The organism is Candidatus Amarobacter glycogenicus, from assembly GCF_016704105.1.
GTDB lineage: Bacteria > Chloroflexota > Dehalococcoidia > Tepidiformales > Tepidiformaceae > Amarobacter > Amarobacter glycogenicus.
The window spans coordinates 22,065-38,374 of the sequence record NZ_JADJAT010000021.1; the positions used below are offsets into that span (position 1 = coordinate 22,065).

Genomic DNA, 16,310 nt, shown 5'->3' on the forward strand with positions numbered 1-16,310 from the left:
AAGGAACGGTGAAACGGGATGCACGCAAAACGGGGGAGGCCATTGGCCTCCCCCGCGTTGCTTGTTTGGCCGAAGCCGAAGGATTACATGCGCTCGATGATGGTGCTGATGCCCATGCCGGCGCCGATGCACTGGGTGGCGAGGCCGTAGCGGCCACCGCTGCGGCGCAGTTCGTGCGCGACGGCGAGGACGAGGCGGGCGCCGGTCGCGCCGAGCGGGTGCCCGAGAGCGATCGAGCCGCCGTTCACGTTCACGCGGTCGAGCGGGATACCGAGTTCCTTGCAGCTCGGGATGACCTGGGCTGCGAAGGCTTCGTTGAACTCGACGCGGTCGATCTGGTCGGCGGTGATACCGGCGTGACGGAGCGCCTTGCGGGTTGAAGGGATCGGCCCAAGGCCCATGACCTGGGGCTTCACTCCGGCGATGCCGAACCCGACGATGCGGGCCAGCGGCGTGAGGCCGAGTTCGAGTGCCTTCTTCTCGCTCATGATGAGCGCCGCGCTGAAGCCATCGTTCGTCGGGCAGCTGTTGCCGGCCGTGATCCGGATTTCCTGGCCGGTCGGGCTGACGACGCCCTTAATGGCCGGCAGCGAACCGAGGGTCTCCATGTTGGTACCGGGGCGAATGCACTCGTCGCGGTCGAAGATGATCGTCTTGCCGCGCTCGGCCTCGACCCAGTTGCCCTCGGCATCGAAGACCGGCTCTTCGACTTCGAGCGGGATGATCTCGTCCTTGTAGATGCCCTTCTCGTAGGCAGCGACAGCCTTCTTGTGGCTGTCGACCGAGAACTGGTCCATGTCCTCGCGGCTGAGCCCGTAGACCTCTGCGGCATTCTGGGCGGTCTGGGTCATCGAAAGGACGGGCGAGTAATCCAGGATCTCATCCGGGAAGGGGACGCTGAAGTCCTGGAAGTGGTTGGCGGCCATGTTGCGCTGGACATCGGTCTGCTTGAGGCGCTTCTGGTTGAATTCGGTGATGCGGGTGGCGGTGCCACGCGGGCCACCACCGAGGGAACGGCCCATGCGCTCGGCGCCGATGGCGATGCCGGCTTCGGTCGCTCCGACCATGATGGACTGGGCAACGCGGTGGAGCGTTTCCATGGATGAACCGCACTGGCGGTTGCTATCGACGGCGGAGATTTCGGCCGGGAGGCCGGCGAGCCGGGCGATGGTATCGGCGCCGATGCCGGCGAGTTCGCCCGCGCCACCGACATTGCCCATGGCGATGTCTTCGATGAGGGCCGGGTCGACCTTCGGGTTGCGCTCGAGGAGTGCGCGCACGACCTGTGCGCCCACTTCGTCCAGGCGGGTGGCGACGAGTTTGCCGCGGCCGCCGCGGCCGAATGCCGAGCGGGCTCCATCAACGATGACGGCGTTCTGAAGTTGCAACGTGTTTTCCTTGTAGTGAACTGGGCTGCCCGTACCCCGGGCATGACCCGCAAACGCTCGCATGGTAGCGGATTCCGCGGAACTTGCGAATCGCCCCCACAACAACACCCGGCGGAGGTTTGGTTACTTCGTGTTCGCGCGGGGTTCCTGCCGCGGCTCGGCCGGAGCCGGAGCAGTCGAAAAGTGGCGAGTCCACTCCGGCGGCGCGGCCTGATCTTCGCCGGCACGACACGGCCCGCAGCGGCCGTGAGCGCGGGAAAGGTCGGAGTGGAGGGCCGAACCGCAGGTCTTACAGGTACCGTGCATGCGTGCCTTCGAGTATACCGTTGATGCCGCCGGGGGACTGACTTGTGGGGAGAAATCCGTAGGAAAACCGGGTGAATCCCCTACTCACAGGTTCACGCTCGGGTTGTTCTACTGCGAAAACACGGTGGTATAGTGATCCCCTGGTGCTGGCGGGGGCCTGCCGATTTCGTCGTCGGGATGCACCAGGGCCGCATCCCCGTGTCCATCCTGGTAGTTAAAGGACGGTCTCCGTTTGACCGAACCCCTCCAGGTTGGCCAGTTCGCCATCGTTGACGGTGAACCGGTCGACCGGGGGCCGAATGCCGGCGTCTTTCGCGGCAAAGGCCCCGCCGACGACCGCGCGGAGTTGTTTCTCCTGGCAGAAGGCACCACGCCGGCGGGCGAGGCGTTTGCCGGCCACGTGATCTCAGATCTCGGCCAGGTCTTCGCGGGGCTCGATATGAGCCTGACGGGTTCGCTGGGCCGCCTCTTCCAGGAGGCCGAACGAAACGTCGGCGATTGGAACCGGAAGAGCATCGCCCAGCACCGCGTGGCGCTTGGGCTTTCGGCATTTGGCCGGCGGGGCGAACAGGCCGTGATCGCCCAGGCAGGCCCCACGGCCGCCTTCCTCTTTCACGATGGACGAATGACTTCGTTCTGCGCCGACGGCGAGCACGGGAGCGCGCTGGGCTCGGCTCCAGTCCAGCCCCAATTGACGCGCATCCCGTTCGGGGAGGGCGACCGCCTGCTCTTGCTTTCCAGCAGCGCCGTTATCGAGCTCGATGATGAGCTCATCGAGGGGATCCTGGCGCTTCCCGAAGAACAGGTCTTGCCCAACCTCTACCGCCGTTTGCAGCAGATGCGCCAGGCGACTGTCCTGCTGGTGACCGGACCGCGCCCCGAGGGACTCGACGACACCGAGGAAACGGCGGGCGACGACTACATCATCGGTGGCGACTCGGCGGCGCCCGGGCGGGAATCCGGGGGCATGTTTCAGCCGAGTCTCTTCATCGAAGATGAGGACCAGGGCGTCGTGCTCTCGGCAAGGGCGCATTTGCTGGAAGTGACGCCGCGCCGGGCCATTGCGAGCCCCGCTCCCCTGATGGCGATGGAAGCCCCGGCGCCGTTACTGCGTGCCGCCGGGGAGTCAGCGATCTCCATCAACCGGCTGGCCGCGGAAGGGGCGGCGCGTGCGGCTCGCTCGCGCGCCGCTGTCGCGACGATTTCCGCTGAGGCAGCGGCTGCGCCGGCCGCGGTCATTCCCGCGTGGCGGACGCCGGGTGGCGGATACGTCGCCCATTCCCCCGTCAACGTCCTCGGCAACCAGCCGCCGTCATCGAACAGGCCCCGAAAGGCGCAGAGCTTCTCACGGGGGCTGGTGTCTTCGGGGGCGCCGCCTGCGCGCCCCGAGCTCCTCGCCGAGGACCTTCCCCTGGCGGCGGAGCTCGCGGCGGGGCAGCGGGCACGTTCCTCGGTGCAGTCCTCTGCTTCTGAGACTCTGGCCGCCGAGAACGGCGCCGCTATAAACGGGGGTACGGCACTCGTCCGGCCGCGCACCAACATGGGTGGGCGCTGGAAGGGCGGGAACTCGTTCGGACATCGCTCGGTCGTCGCGGGCCAGCTCCCACCGGCGTGGATGGTGATCCTGGGAGCGCTCATCATCCTCGTGCTCCTGGCGGGGATGGCAACGGTCCCGCGGCTCCTTCGAGACGGCGATGGCGAACGCGTGGAGACCCTGCTCACCGGGGCGCAACAGCGAGTCGCTGCTTCCAATGCCCAGGTGGACCCGGCGCAGAAGCGCCAGCTCCTGACGGAGGCCCAGGCAATGCTCCTGGCCGTGCGCGAAAAAGGGGAAAACGCCCAGGCCGAGCAACTCATCAGCGAAGTGGCGGGCGCGATTTCGAAGATGGACAGCATCTTCGAGCCGCAGCGCGTCGAAGCGATTGCTTCTCTCGAGCAGTTCGGGACGAAGCCCGTAGCGGTCAGCCGTATCGCAGCAGGGAATGACACCGTCTACCTGCTGGATGTGAATTCGGCGCAGGTGATCGCGGTGAGGTCGAACGGCGCGGAGCCGCAGATTGTCTTCTCCGAGAACAAAGACGAGAAGCGCGGGAAGCCGATCGCGATTGCTCACCTGGATGAATCGGACCTTGGCGGTCCCGTGCTGCTCATTGCCGATGCCGCGAACAAGCTCTGGATGTACTCCCGGGTTGACGGCCTTCGGACGGTTTCCTTCGCGGCGCCCGCGAACCTGGCGATCAGCGATATCACCGTGAACGGGCCGGACCTGTTCGTCCTTGATGCCGGCCAGTCGACTATCTACCGTTACCTCCAGACTCCCCAGGGCTTCCCGAACGCACCGCTCGCCGCGCTGAAGAACAGCGACCTCGGCAATGCCCGCAGGCTGATGGTCGATGGCGAGTTCATCACGACCGACGCCGATGGGACGGTTCACCGCTTCATCGCCGGCGGGCAGACGGCGATTACGTTCTCACAGGCAGGTATCGACCGGAAATTGGTGGCTCCCGAGGCGGTGCAGGCGATGACCGATCGGAGTGAAGTGGCGATCCTCGATGCCTCGAACGACCGGATCGTGGTGCTCCGGCGCGATGGCGGTTTCGCCCGGCAGTACCGGCATAAGGACTTCGATGGGGCCAGCGCATTCGTGATCCGTAAGGGCGACGCCTTGATCTTCAGCGGTGGCCAGCTCCGCCGCGTGATCTTCTGATCCGGGTCCCCGGCGTAGCCCCCGCCGCGTCGGATATGCCATACTGAAGCTCTCGTGGGACAGTCTTCCGTAGGCGAATTGACAGAATTGGGAACTTCTCAGCCGGTGGCGCTTCGAGTGCCGAGCCGTCACCGGTTGGTCCGGTGGTTGTTCATCGGCCTCGGCTCCCTGCTCGTTGGTGTCGGCGTCCTCGGGATCTTTTTGCCACTGTTGCCATCGACGGTGTTCTTCCTGATGGCGGCCGCCTGCTATGGGAAGAGTTCGCCCTCGGCGTATCACTGGCTCACAACCAACCGCTGGTTCGGCAGCCATCTCCGCGACTACAAGGAAGAGCGCGGCGCGACGGTCGGGGCAAAGGTGATGTCTATTGGTTCGCTCTGGCTGGGCATCGGAGTGACCGAAGTGCTGATCGACAACACGTGGCTCAGGCTGACACTGCTCGCGGTTGCCCTGGGTGTTTCGGCCCATCTCATGCTGTTGAAGACGATTCGGCGGTAAACGTTCGCCATGCCGCGCTTGAGCCGCTTGCAACGGGGCGACTCCCGGTGCCGATGGGCCAAACAGGCCACAAACTGGTTGCCTATCCATCCATACGCGCATTCTTCACCTTCTACCAAGAAAACACCTTGACAGGCGGATCTGGAGGAGTACTTTGGTATCAGAGTTCGCGGTCGATCCGCCCGCCTGAAGAGGGCCGGGGACCGGAGGAACCGCGGCCGGCGTAGGGGGTCGCAAATGCACAGCAAGCTTCACGCCGTCTACGGAGTATGGATTGTGCAGAGGGAAGGTCTGCGCTGAGCAGACCAGGCACTGCGGCCACTCTGGGCACGTGTCCCGAGTAGTTCGCAACAAGAGCCGGGCACAATCAAAGACCTGCACGAGGCAGGCGGCCCGGATCGCTCCCCTGGGGAGCGGCGGACGAGACCGAAGTCCCAGCAACGAGTGGCCGCTCTTCTTCGGGAGACCGCCCGGTAGCCCAAAGAATGAGCAGCGAATGAAGCAGGCCCCGAGTTTTCGGGGCCTGTTTGCGTCCGGGGCGAACCCGGGCCTGGGTGCCCGCAATCGTTGGCTCCGCTAGGCTGCGCCTGTGGTTCGATTCGCACCGTTCGCTGCCGCTTTCGTCATCCTGGCGGTGACGGTGTTTTCCGGTTCCTTCCCGGCGACTGTCGGGCGCGCCTACACAGTCCAGACGGTCGAGGTCAGCGAACTCGGGTTCAACCCTGGCGTATGCCGGATGAACCGCGAGTACGTCCGCTTCCACAACGTGGGGGCGACACCGATTCGCGTCGTCCGCCCTGGTGTCGTCGCCAGCGACCCACCACTGCTGGATACCGGCTACGTAAAGCCGGGTGAGTACTCTTCGGAGATTGTCATCCCGCACGGCGGCAGCACGGTGTTTTACGACTTCGACCGGCCGCAGCACTCGATGACGGTCGTGACTCCGGTGTTCGTCGAGTACTGGGAGCCGATCTGCACGCCGGACCCGGACTACACGCCACCGCAGCCTCCTTGCCGGACCAACCCGCACTGCCTGCGGCTCCCGGCACTGGCGATCGATTAAGCCGACCTTTCCTTCCTGCTTTCCCCTTCGGACGATGCTGGTTACGGTAAGTACCGCCCGTGGTGGGGTGGGGTCTTCGAGGTCGGCATGCGTTTGGTTTCTTATCGGCCGCTCTTTGCGGCTTCGGCGCTGATGATGGCGCTATTCGGAGCGATCACACTGGCGGTTTTCAGCGGCGGCGAAACGCCCGCGCGAGCCGTCACGCGGTGGACCGTGGAAGTGAACACCGAGGGGTTCAATCCCCGGCAGTGCAACATCGTCCGGAACGATGAAGTGGAGTTCAAGAACACGTCAAATCAGCCCATCCGCGTCTTCCACCCGGAGATCGGCGGCGCCCCGGCGGTCTTCGATGAGACGCTCGCCGCTGGAGCGACATCGAGCGCGCTTGGGTTCAACTTCGGCGGCACGTACGTGGTCGAGTCCGGACTCGGGCATTCGGTCACCATTTTCAACCCCAACACGGGACCAGGGACGCCGGGTTGTTCGAAGGAGGCGCCTACGCCCAGCCCGACGCCGACCGGTACAGCCACGCCCACCGCCACTCCCAAACCGCCGATGCCGGCGAAGTGCACCTGGAACGGCTGCGCGGTTGCCGTCGGGCTCGCTTCCGACGGCGACTAGCGCCCTCCGCAGCCACCGAGGTTAGAATCCCGCGGTGGAAAATGTAGGCATTCGCGGGGCAAGCGGTCTGCTGGATGCAGTCGTGGCAACACCTCGCGAGGCTGGGCTGCGGCCGGCAGTCATCCTCATCCACGAGATCTTGGGGCTGAACGAAGACATGCGGGCGAAGGCGCAAAGATTCGCCGACATGGGCTACGTCGCCCTCGCGCCAGACCTGTACAGCACACGCGGCCCGATGCCGCTCTGCGTCGTCCGGACGGTACGTGGGCTTGGCGATGGCGCCGGTCCCGTTTTCGACGACCTTGAAGCGTGCAGGGCCTGGCTCGCCGGGCGGCCGGGAGTCGACCCGGGCCGGATCGGAGTGGCCGGGTTCTGCCTCGGGGGCGGGATCGCATTGCTCTTCGCCATCCGGGCGCCGGTGGGGGCGGCGGCGGTCTTTTACGGGAGTGTGCCGAAAGACCAACGGGATATGGAGGGCGTCTGCCCTGTCCTTGGCGGATTTGGCGGACGCGACAAAGTGTTTGGGAAGGGCGGCGAGCGACTGGCCGGCCACCTCCAGGGGTCCGGGGTGCCGGGCGACGTCGTGACCTATCCGGCGGCGGGCCACAGCTACATGAGTGACCATCGTGGCGTGGCGGCGAAACTCAGTTCCTGGGGCCCGATGCGGGTCGGTTACAACCAGGACGCGGCCGAAGATAGCTGGCGCCGCATCGAGGCATTCTTCGGGGAACACCTGGGCACCGGGCCGAGGCCCGCGGCCGATTAGTTACGGAGGAGTTCCTCCGCGCCGCCCTGGACGAGTGCGATAGCGTCGCGCCCGGACTTGAGGAGGACGCTCGCCGCCATCGTGGCGCGCTGGCCGCTGGCACAGACCACAAGCGAGCGAGCGGGTGCGGTATCGACCCATTCAGTGAGCTGATCGAGGGGGAGGCTCAGCGCTCCCGGCAGCGGGCGTTCAAGCTGTTCGCTGGAGAAGCGCGTATCGAGTACCGGCATTTCGGCGGTGCGAAGGATTTCCCGCGCCCGGGCGCTATCGACGTGGGGCAGCCAGGCGGTTGGCCTCCGTGACAATTGCCAGTCCCGAAAAGGGAGATACCCGCGCACGTCTTCGTATCCGATGCGGAAGAAGTCACGGGTGACGCGGTCGGCCTGGGCGCGGTCTTCGGAAACCAGCACGACGGGCGCGTTGAACGGGATGAGCCAGCCGGTATAGGCGAGGAGAGACGTGCTCTCCTCGATTTCGATCGAACCAGGGATGTGCGAACCGGCAAAAGACGCGCGGGGCCTCACGTCCACGACGGCAGCGGTTGTCGTGGCAACCTCTTCCGGTGACAGCAGGCGGGGCCGAGGCGGCTCGCCATAAACCTTGGGGCCCTTCCGGTTGATCGGCGCCATGTAGCGGTAGTAGCCCGGGATCGGTGCAGGCGCGGCGAGCTGAATGGCAGCGAACGCTTCGGGAGTGAGGCTGGAGAGGGCGGGATTGCGTGTGAGTTCGGTGGAGAGCGGCCCGTAGCGCTCCAGAGTGGAACCCGTCGTACTGCAGAACGAACCGGCGCCGTGGGTGGGGAAGAGCGCCGCTGCCGATGGCAGAAGTCCCCGGATGTGCTGGGCGGTCTCCCACTGGAGACGGGTCAGGTCGGCCGTGTGTTCCGGGCCAAGGAGGTCGCTGCGTCCGGCGCTGCCCATGAGCAGGGCGCCGCCTGTGAAGGCCGCCCGCGTGTGGCCCCGCTCATCCACGCCAACGTAGGCGGTGTGTTCGTAGGTGTGGCCGGGCGCCGCGACGGCCCTGAGGGTGACGCCGCCGAACTGCAGCTCGGCGCCGTCTTCGAGCGCCAGGTGGGGGAACTCAAGGTCCGCCTTCGCGGGCGCGGCGATTCGCGCCCCGAGTGCTGCCAGTTCCCGGGCGCCCGAGAGGTAATCGTTGTGGACATGGGTTTCGAGGACGTAATCGATGGAGGCGTTGTGTTCCCGCGCAGCGGCCAGCAGCGCGCGGACGTCGCGCTGAGGGTCGATGGCGGCGGCGGTCCCGTTGGCGACGACAAGGTAAGAAGCATCGCCGAGCGCCTCGGTGACGAACTGGAGGACTTTCAACGCCATACCTCAAGACGGGATTGCGCTGCACAGCTTAGCGCGTCCGCCTTCGAGGCAAGTTCAGCTCTCGGCGCGTGGCGCCGACTGGAACTCCGTGGTCTTGTGCGTCCCATCGCAGAATGGTTTCTTCGCCGAGGCGCCGCAGCGGCACAGGAAGATCGCGTCCTGGGTTTCGTAGGGCTTGCCGTCGGCATCCGTGAGCGTCGCTCCCCCTCGAATCACATAGGGACCGTTGTCGCGAATCGTGATGGTCGTGTCGGCCATTTGGAGTAACCCTCTTCTGTTTCGTAGGCAGCAGTATACGTGTAGTCCCGGTGGCGACAAGCAACCGGCCCGGGATGCTTACAATGGCGCCCATGGCCCGCGTTGCGCTGTTCGATCCCTGTTACATGTCGGCACTTCGTCCCCAGGACGTCGGCTTCGCGCGTCACGTCCTGGAGGCGCTCGGCGACAGGGTGACCATGATCGACGGACGCTGCTGTGGCCAGCCGGCCTTCAACAGCGGCTTCCGCAACGAGGCACACAGTGTGGGGCGAGAGCTGTTGAAGGCAGCCCGTCCCCATCAGGCGGTTGTCGTGCCTTCAGGCTCGTGTACCTCGATGGTCCGCCACTATCTGCCGACCCTCTTTGAGGGCCGGCGAGCGGCCGGGGCTGCCGCCATCGCCAGCCGTTTCGCGGACTTCGCCAGCTACGTGGCGGGCCACCCGGCCCTCCAGGATGTCGTGTTCAAGCTCGATGGCGTCGTCACTTACCACGATTCTTGCCACGCTCGGAGAGAGCTCCATGCCAGCGGCGCCGCATTGCGGTTGCTGGGGCGCGTCGAAGGCCTCGAGGTGCGGCCGCTTCTCTACGAGGACGAGTGCTGTGGATTCGGCGGGACGTTCGCGGCCAAGCAGCCGGAGCTTTCGGTCGCGATGATGACCGCGAAGCTGGATGACATTGCCCTCACGGGGGCGCGGGTGGTTGTCTCTGCGGATTACTCCTGCCTGTCGCACATCGAAAGCGGAGCGCGCGGGATAGGCGTGCAGTTGCAGGGATGGACGCTTGCCGAGCTGCTTTCGCGGGCGCTCTCATGAAGACCTACCGTGAGCGAGCCAGCAGGGAGATACGGCTCGAGCGGCCATCGGCGACCGTCACGCCGATCATGCGGAAGCTCGTCGGCGATTCCCAGGCCATGCTCTCTCGCGGACCGGCGGATGCCCGCCAGCGAGCGTCCGCCGCCCGAGCGTACGCGATCGACAACCTGGAGGACCTGCACGTGCAGCTCCGTGGCCAGTTCGAGCGGCGCGGCATCGGCTACCACCGCTGCGCGACGGCTGAGGATGCGGTCGCGATGGTGCGGTCACTCCTTGGCGATGCCCGCCGGGTAGCGAAGTCAAAGACGATGGTTGGCGAGGAGATCGGCCTGACGCATGCCCTCCGCAACGATGGGATCGACGTGCTGGAGACCGACATCGGCGAGTACATCGTCGACATCGAGGGCCGCGGCCCCAGCCACATCACGGCCCCGGCGCTTCACCTGAACCGGGCGCGGATCAGGGAGATGCTCGCGCGGACCGGCGCCGACCTCCCGGACGATGACCCCACCCGGCTTAGCCGTCACGTGCGCGACGTGGTGGGAGATTTCTTCCAGGATTGCGATGCCGGGATCACCGGTGCGAACGCGGTGGTGGCGAGTTCGGGCCGCATTACCATCGTGGAGAACGAAGGGAACGTTTCGTTGGGTGTCAGCCACCCGAAGCTCCACATCGTGCTGACCGGCATCGAGAAGGTCGTCGCCGATGAAGCGGGGGCGCTGGCTATCCTCGAAGTGCTCGCCCCGAGCGCAACGGCACAGCCACTGACGTCGTTCAGTCACTTCCTGGCCGACCCGCTCCCGGGACAGCAACGGCACGTCGTCTTCGTCGACAATGGGCGTTCGCGCGCACTGCGGGATCCGCGCTACCGCGAGGTCTTGAAGTGCATTCGGTGCGGCGCTTGCATGAACAGTTGCCCGGTCTACCGGGTTGCCGGCGGCCTTTCTTACGGGTCTCCCTACATGGGGCCGATCGGTGCAGTCCTCGCGCCGCTGTTGTGGCCGGACGGCCGGTATGCGGACCTGCCCTTTGCTTCGAGCCTTTGCGGGCGTTGCACGGAGGTTTGCCCGGTGGGCATCCCGCTCCATCGCATGCTCCTGGACCTGCGCGCCGACGCGGTGAAGGGCCATCACGCGGCTGACCTGAAGGAGCGAACAGCCTGGAAACTGTGGGCACTCTCGTTCGGTGGGGCGACGCGTGCGCGCGCGGCGACGGCATTCACCCGAGTCGGCCTGCGCAGTTTCGGCCGGACCTTGCGCCCGCCCGGCCCGCATCGCGATGACCCGCGGCTCTTGCCGGACCCGAGCATCGACCACGACCCGGAACTCCTGCTGAAGGCGTCCGCCCGCAGGAGCATTATCCCCGAGTCGGCTATCACGGAAGCGCTTCCCGCGAGCTTGCCGGAGCGTTTCGCCCATCGGGCGCGGCAGCTGGGAGTGGATGTCGTCGACGCCTGCGTGCCCCGCGAGGGCGACCGTCTGGTTCGTGCCACCGCGGCGATCGCATCCACTGGAAGCGTCCTCCTGACCGGCGACCAGGCAGCACGCCGTCCGTTGCTGGCGGCCGGCCGAGTCGTCGTGAAGGTCGACCCGGCGACAGTCGTGGCCTTCCCGCACGGCCTTGCGGCGCACCTCGGTGGTGGCGACGCGTTGATCCTGACGGGTGCGAGCAGGACGGCCGACGTGGAGAAGATCATCGTCCGTGGCATACACGGCGCGGAGGAGATGGTGGTGGTCCTCGGGTAACAGCGGTCACCCCGGGGCTGGGGGCGTCTGGAATACGCGGCCAACTATCGTTAGCCTTCCCGAACACCTTCCCCTGGAGTACCTCACAGCATGCCGCTTCGAATCGGACTCATCGGTGCGGGAGCAAACACCCGCACCCAGCACATCCCGGGCCTCCTCCGCGCACCGGACGTCGTCCTCGCCGGAGTCGCCAACCGGAGCATCGAAAGCGGCCAGCGGATCGCGGACGAGTTCGGGATCGCCCGGGTGTTCGACTCTGTCGAAGCGCTGCTGGCGGACCCGGGCATCGATGCCGTTTGTATCGGCACCTGGCCCTATAAGCACCGCGAGTACAGCGTCAAGGCACTCGAAGCGGGCAAGCACGTGTTGTGCGAGGCCCGCATGGCGATGGACCTGGCGGAGGCCGAGGACATGCTCGCAGCCAGCGAACGGAACCCCGGCCTCGTCGCCCAGCTCGTGCCGGCTCCCTTCGACTTCAAGCTCGGGCCGACGATCACGCGGCTGATCGAGGAGGGCGCCCTGGGCGAGATCCGCGAAGTCGCGGTAAACGTCCTGAACGCTTCCGCGCTTGACCCGGCCGTCCCGCTCCATTGGCGGCAACGCGCCGACTACTCCGGAAAGAACGTGATGATGTTCGGGATCTTCGTAGAGGTGATCCATCGCTGGCTTGGGGATCACGCCGATGTGACCGCTTCGGGCGACATCTTCGTCAAGGAGCGCCTGGACGCCGAGACGGGCAAGCTGCTGCCGGTGACTGTTCCCGACACGTATATCGTCACTGGACACCTGGAGCGCGGCGCGCGCATCACCCATCACTTCAGTTCTGTGGCAGCCGGTGCGGATTCGAATGGCGTCACCGTCTTTGGGACGAAGGCCACTATTCGCTGGAAGATGGGCGACTCTGCCGTCATCCAGCCCCACGGCGGCGAGGCCACCCCGATCGTCGCCGACCCGGGCACCGATCGTGGCTGGAAAGTCGAGGAGGACTTCGTTGCCTCTGTCCGCGACGGCGCCCCCGTCCGGCTGACCAGCTTCGCCGATGGCGTGCGCTACATGCGTGTCATCGATGCGGCACACGAAAGCGCCGCGTCCGGCAGGCGCGTGTTGATCCGAAGCTGACGCCGATGGGTGCTCATGCGGTCACGGTGAAGGTGGCGTGCATACCTTTCGCGTAGTGCCCAATCGCCTGGTCGCCTACCTTCTCGACGACGTTGCAAGCGAGTTCGTACTCACCCGGTTCGAGCGTAAGTGTCAGGGACTCTTCATCCCCCATGCGCAGGCCCTGCACCTGGCCAACCAGCGAAAGAGCGCCGTCGGAACCGCGCTTCATCACCTGCAGGTCGTGCGTCGCGCCACCTTCGTTCTCTCCGTGCATGTGCTCCATCGTGTGGACCGCCCAGAAGGTAACTTCGCCGGCTTTGATGCTCGCCTGAGCCGGTTTAACCGCCCAGTTCACGAGGTCGACCCGGATGGCGCCCTCGGGCGCATCCTGCATGGAGGCCATGCCCCCGTCCGTCTTGCCCGGGTTGTCTCCGCCGCACGCGGACGCTGCCAGTGCCAGCGCGACGAACGCGAGCGTTGCGACACCGCCGGCACGAAGTGGAGGTAGATGCATCAGAGGCCTCCCGGTTGTTTGTTCCGGTAGGGTACCCCCCTATCCTGTGGCGCTCAACGTCTTCGGCGGCGATGCGCCGTGGGCGTGAAGCGCCCTCCGCCGCATCGCGCCGTTCCCCGTAGAATCCCGCCCACCGCCACATTCGGAGGAGTGCGTCCATGACCTGGCAGGCCGAAATCGATGAACTGCACCTCCGGGCCGATATGGCCCGACAGATGGGCGGCCCCGAATCAGTTGCGTTTCATAAGGGCCGCGGCAAACTCACGGTGCGCGAACGGCTCGACATTCTCGCCGACCCGGGGACGTTCGCCGAGACCGGTGTCCTCGCGGGGAAGGCCACGTACGAAGGGCGGGAGCTCGAAGCACTCACCCCTGCGAATTCGGTTACCGGTGTCGTCAAGATCGATGGCCGGAAGGTCATCGTCCACGGTGGCGACTTCACGATCCGGGGCGGTTCGGCCGATGGTTCGGTTGCCGACAAGAGCGGCTGGGCGGTGAAGCAGGCGTACTCACTGAAGTTGCCGTTCATCCGCTTGCTGGATGCCACGGGCGGGAGCGTCCGCACGTTCGAGTCGATGGGCCGCACATACCTGCCGGCGAACGACCGCGTGCTCGATACGGAGCTTCTCCAGATGGTGCCCTGCGTATCGGCGGTCATGGGTTCCGTCGCCGGGTTGCCGGCCGTGCAGGCCGCGATGTGTCACTTCAACGTGATGGTGAAGGGCACGAGCCAGCTTTTCGTGGCTGGCCCGCCTGTCGTGAAGGCGGGCCTTGGCATCGAAATCTCGAAGGAAGACCTGGGCAATGAGGACATCCAGGTGCGCACTTCTGGTGTGGTGGCGAACCTGGCGGCAGACGAAGCCGATGCGCTGGCACAGGTGCGGCGATTCCTTTCCTACCTCCCTTCGAGCGTCTGGGACATGCCGCCCAGGGTAGAGACGGACGATGATCCCGAGCGGAGGGACGAAGGGCTGCTCTCGGTCGTCCCCCAGAACCGCCAGCGCGTCTACGACCCGCGCAAGATCCTCGAGATGGTCCTGGACCGGCATTCGTTTTTCGAGATCCAGCCGGAGTTCGCGCGGTCCCGAATCACCGGGCTGGCGCGGGTCGATGGCTATCCGGTCGGCGTGATGATCAACAACCCGCGCTTCCTCGGTGGCTCGATGGACAAGGCCGCGGGAGAGAAAGCTGCGCGCCTTCTGCAGCTCTGCGACACCTTCCACCTCCCGCTCGTCTACTTCTGCGATGAACCGGGCTTCATGGTTGGCCTCGAGGAGGAGAAGAAAGGCATTGTCCGCGCGGGCGCCCGCATCGTTTCGCTCCTTTCGCTTTCGAAAACGCCGTACCTGTGCTTCCTCATCCGCCAGGCCTACGGCGTCGCGGGCGGGTTGCACTACCGCGGCGGAACGGCGATGTACCGGCGCTTTGCCTGGCCGTCAGGCCACTGGGGTTCGATGCATATCGAAGGTGGCGTGACCGCTGCATACCGGCGCGAGATCGATTCGGCGCCGGATCCGGAGGCGAAGCGCCTGGAGATCGAGGCACGCCTGAATACGCTCCAATCGCCCTTCCGGACTGCCCACGCGTTCGCCGTCGAGGATATCATCGACCCTCGCGAGACCCGGCCGTTGATGGTCGACTTCGTGAGAGACGCCCAGCGTGTGCTCCCGGACCTCCTGGGCCAAACCAGCCGCATCGCCTACCTGCCGTAGCTCAGGCGATACCGAGCTCCTGCTCGGTTTCGCCCAGGGCGGCATCGAAGCGGGCCACGAGGTCGTCGCACTCTGCCTCGCTGATGACGAGCGGCGGGGCGATGTTCACGAGGTTGCCGGCACGGCTGAGAATGCCGTTGCGGACCAGCGCGGCAGACAGTTTGCCCGCGAGGTCGTCCGATTCCGGGAAGGGAGCCCTGGTTGCCGGGTCCTTCACGATCTCGACGCCGATGAGCAATCCCTGGCCGCGCACTTCGCCGATCGTCGGGTGGCTCTCCTTCAGGCTGTTGAGCCGCTGAAGCAGGTAGGCTCCGTTGCGAGCCGCGTTCTCTACCAGGTTCTCGCGTTCGATGATCTGGAGATTCGCGAGCGCCACGGCACAGGCGACCGGGTGGGTCCCAAAGGTGATGCCACCGGCGAACGTGCGCGCCTTCTCGCCCTGGAATTCCTTCGCCACTCGATCGCTGACACCGACGGCCGCGATCGGGAGATAGCCGGATGAGAGGCCCTTAGCCATCGTCATCAAGTCCGGCTCGAAGTTGTAGAGCTCGCTTGCGAACCACTTTCCGGTGCGGCCGAATCCATTGATCACCTCATCGGCGATGAGGAGGATGCCGTACTTGTCGCAGAGGTTGCGGATCGTCGGCCAGTATTCGGGTGGGGGCTGGGAGACAGCATTGGCGGCGGAGATGGGTTCGGCGATGAATGCGGCGATGGTCTCGGGTCTCTCCGCCTGGATCGTGCGCTCAATGCTGCGGGCGCAGAAGGTGTCGCAGGACGGGTAGGTCTTTTCGAACGGGCAGCGGTAGCAGTTCACGTTCTCGACGAAGACCGAGCCGGCGACCAGGGGCTCCCAGGGAGCGCGGTTGATGGCCGCGGCGCCGTTCACGGAGAGCGCGCCGGCCGTCATGCCGTGGTAGGAGCCGCGGCGAGCAAGGACCTTGTACCGCTTCTTCTCGCCGATGTTGTACTGGTAGTTCTTCGCCATGCGGATGGCGGTCTCGACGGCCTCCGAGCCGGAGTTCACGAAGAACACACGGTTGAGTGACGGGGGCATGAGGCCGGCGAGTTTCTCGGCGAGGTCGATGGCTGGCTTGTTCGCGTACGAGAAAGTGTTGGCGTAGGCCATTTCGCGCATCTGCGTCGCGGCGACGTCGGCAAGTTCGGCCCGGCCGTGTCCGGCGTTGACCACCCAGAGGCCGGACATCGCATCGATGAACTTGCGGCCCTTGATGTCCCAGAGATGGATGCCCTCACCCCGGACAATGACCTTGAGGCCGTCCTCCTTTTCGAGGTCGGCCTGCTGCTGGGTGTGCACCCAGAGGTGTTCGAGCCCGCGGCTGATGTAGTCCGCTACGTCGTCATCGAGCATTGCCGGGGAAATCGCTTCAGTCGTCGTCGTCATCGTGCGTGCCTTCAGAGCGGTTGGAGCCGCTACTATACCCCGCGGCGCGAGGGTCACTTGAATGCGAGCGGGCCAGAGCCGTG

General features: G+C 65.8%; 14 protein-coding genes. 9 read left to right on the forward strand and 5 right to left on the reverse strand.

The window, feature by feature from the left end; all coding sequences use genetic code 11:
• Positions 1–83: 83 nt before the first annotated feature.
• Positions 84–1,388, reverse strand: coding sequence for a thiolase family protein (locus IPG14_RS16895; RefSeq protein WP_343385805.1), 1,305 nt, complete (start codon positions 1,386–1,388; stop codon positions 84–86).
• A 538-nt stretch (positions 1,389–1,926) separates the two neighbouring features.
• On the opposite strand from IPG14_RS16895, the gene IPG14_RS16900 reads away from it, so the two are divergent.
• From IPG14_RS16900 to IPG14_RS16920, 5 genes are all read left to right on the forward strand, one after another.
• Positions 1,927–4,401: a hypothetical protein gene (locus IPG14_RS16900; RefSeq protein ID WP_343392603.1), complete on the forward strand. Its 2,475-nt coding sequence runs from the start codon at positions 1,927–1,929 to the stop codon at positions 4,399–4,401.
• A gap of 78 nt (positions 4,402–4,479) precedes the next feature.
• Positions 4,480–4,899: a YbaN family protein gene (locus tag IPG14_RS16905; protein WP_343392604.1), complete on the forward strand. Its 420-nt coding sequence runs from the start codon at positions 4,480–4,482 to the stop codon at positions 4,897–4,899.
• A gap of 589 nt (positions 4,900–5,488) precedes the next feature.
• Entirely contained in the window at positions 5,489–5,962 is a 474-nt protein-coding gene (locus IPG14_RS16910) for a hypothetical protein (protein ID WP_343392605.1), read from the forward strand.
• Positions 5,963–6,049: 87 nt separating this feature from the next.
• On the forward strand, positions 6,050–6,583 hold the full coding sequence (locus IPG14_RS16915) for a hypothetical protein (protein ID WP_343392606.1): 534 nt from the start codon (positions 6,050–6,052) through the stop codon (positions 6,581–6,583).
• A 34-nt stretch (positions 6,584–6,617) separates the two neighbouring features.
• The gene (locus tag IPG14_RS16920; protein WP_343392607.1) at positions 6,618–7,349 is read left to right on the forward strand and encodes a dienelactone hydrolase family protein; all 732 of its coding nucleotides are present in this window, start codon (positions 6,618–6,620) and stop codon (positions 7,347–7,349) included.
• Here the strand turns inward: IPG14_RS16920 and IPG14_RS16925 are convergent.
• The gene (locus tag IPG14_RS16925) at positions 7,346–8,680 is read right to left on the reverse strand and encodes an MBL fold metallo-hydrolase (RefSeq protein WP_343392608.1); all 1,335 of its coding nucleotides are present in this window, start codon (positions 8,678–8,680) and stop codon (positions 7,346–7,348) included. The genes IPG14_RS16920 and IPG14_RS16925 overlap by 4 nt on opposite strands.
• A 54-nt stretch (positions 8,681–8,734) precedes the next feature.
• Positions 8,735–8,938 (reverse strand): CDGSH iron-sulfur domain-containing protein, encoded by a 204-nt coding sequence (locus IPG14_RS16930; RefSeq protein WP_343385797.1) that lies wholly within the window; start codon positions 8,936–8,938, stop codon positions 8,735–8,737.
• A gap of 92 nt (positions 8,939–9,030) precedes the next feature.
• Here IPG14_RS16930 and IPG14_RS16935 point away from each other — a divergent pair, with 92 nt between their 5' ends.
• From IPG14_RS16935 to IPG14_RS16945, 3 genes are all read left to right on the forward strand, one after another.
• Entirely contained in the window at positions 9,031–9,750 is a 720-nt protein-coding gene (locus tag IPG14_RS16935; RefSeq protein ID WP_343392609.1) for a (Fe-S)-binding protein, read from the forward strand.
• Entirely contained in the window at positions 9,747–11,495 is a 1,749-nt protein-coding gene (locus tag IPG14_RS16940) for an LUD domain-containing protein (protein WP_343392610.1), read from the forward strand. The genes IPG14_RS16935 and IPG14_RS16940 overlap by 4 nt, the downstream gene beginning before the upstream one ends.
• Positions 11,496–11,585: 90 nt before the next feature.
• Positions 11,586–12,614: a Gfo/Idh/MocA family oxidoreductase gene (locus tag IPG14_RS16945; RefSeq protein WP_343392611.1), complete on the forward strand. Its 1,029-nt coding sequence runs from the start codon at positions 11,586–11,588 to the stop codon at positions 12,612–12,614.
• Between the two features lie 13 nt (positions 12,615–12,627).
• On the opposite strand, the gene IPG14_RS16950 is transcribed toward IPG14_RS16945, so the two are convergent.
• Positions 12,628–13,110, reverse strand: coding sequence for a hypothetical protein (locus IPG14_RS16950; protein WP_343385793.1), 483 nt, complete (start codon positions 13,108–13,110; stop codon positions 12,628–12,630).
• Positions 13,111–13,268: 158 nt separating this feature from the next.
• Here IPG14_RS16950 and IPG14_RS16955 point away from each other — a divergent pair, with 158 nt between their 5' ends.
• Entirely contained in the window at positions 13,269–14,822 is a 1,554-nt protein-coding gene (locus tag IPG14_RS16955) for a carboxyl transferase domain-containing protein (protein ID WP_343392612.1), read from the forward strand.
• Between the two features lies 1 nt (position 14,823).
• On the opposite strand, the gene IPG14_RS16960 is transcribed toward IPG14_RS16955, so the two are convergent.
• Positions 14,824–16,227: an aspartate aminotransferase family protein gene (locus IPG14_RS16960; RefSeq protein WP_343392613.1), complete on the reverse strand. Its 1,404-nt coding sequence runs from the start codon at positions 16,225–16,227 to the stop codon at positions 14,824–14,826.
• Positions 16,228–16,310: the final 83 nt, after the last annotated feature.

What these genes read in the sequence shown, in the direction of transcription:
- IPG14_RS16930 (WP_343385797.1), bottom strand. Translation starts at nt 8,938, where the DNA reads ATGGCCGACACGACCATCACGATTCGCGACAACGGTCCCTATGTGATT.
- IPG14_RS16915 (WP_343392606.1), top strand. Translation starts at nt 6,050, where the DNA reads ATGCGTTTGGTTTCTTATCGGCCGCTCTTTGCGGCTTCGGCGCTGATG.
- IPG14_RS16940 (WP_343392610.1), top strand. Translation starts at nt 9,747, where the DNA reads ATGAAGACCTACCGTGAGCGAGCCAGCAGGGAGATACGGCTCGAGCGG.
- IPG14_RS16960 (WP_343392613.1), bottom strand. Translation starts at nt 16,227, where the DNA reads ATGACGACGACGACTGAAGCGATTTCCCCGGCAATGCTCGATGACGAC.
- IPG14_RS16950 (WP_343385793.1), bottom strand. Translation starts at nt 13,110, where the DNA reads ATGCATCTACCTCCACTTCGTGCCGGCGGTGTCGCAACGCTCGCGTTC.
- IPG14_RS16955 (WP_343392612.1), top strand. Translation starts at nt 13,269, where the DNA reads ATGACCTGGCAGGCCGAAATCGATGAACTGCACCTCCGGGCCGATATG.
- IPG14_RS16945 (WP_343392611.1), top strand. Translation starts at nt 11,586, where the DNA reads ATGCCGCTTCGAATCGGACTCATCGGTGCGGGAGCAAACACCCGCACC.
- IPG14_RS16925 (WP_343392608.1), bottom strand. Translation starts at nt 8,680, where the DNA reads ATGGCGTTGAAAGTCCTCCAGTTCGTCACCGAGGCGCTCGGCGATGCT.
- IPG14_RS16935 (WP_343392609.1), top strand. Translation starts at nt 9,031, where the DNA reads ATGGCCCGCGTTGCGCTGTTCGATCCCTGTTACATGTCGGCACTTCGT.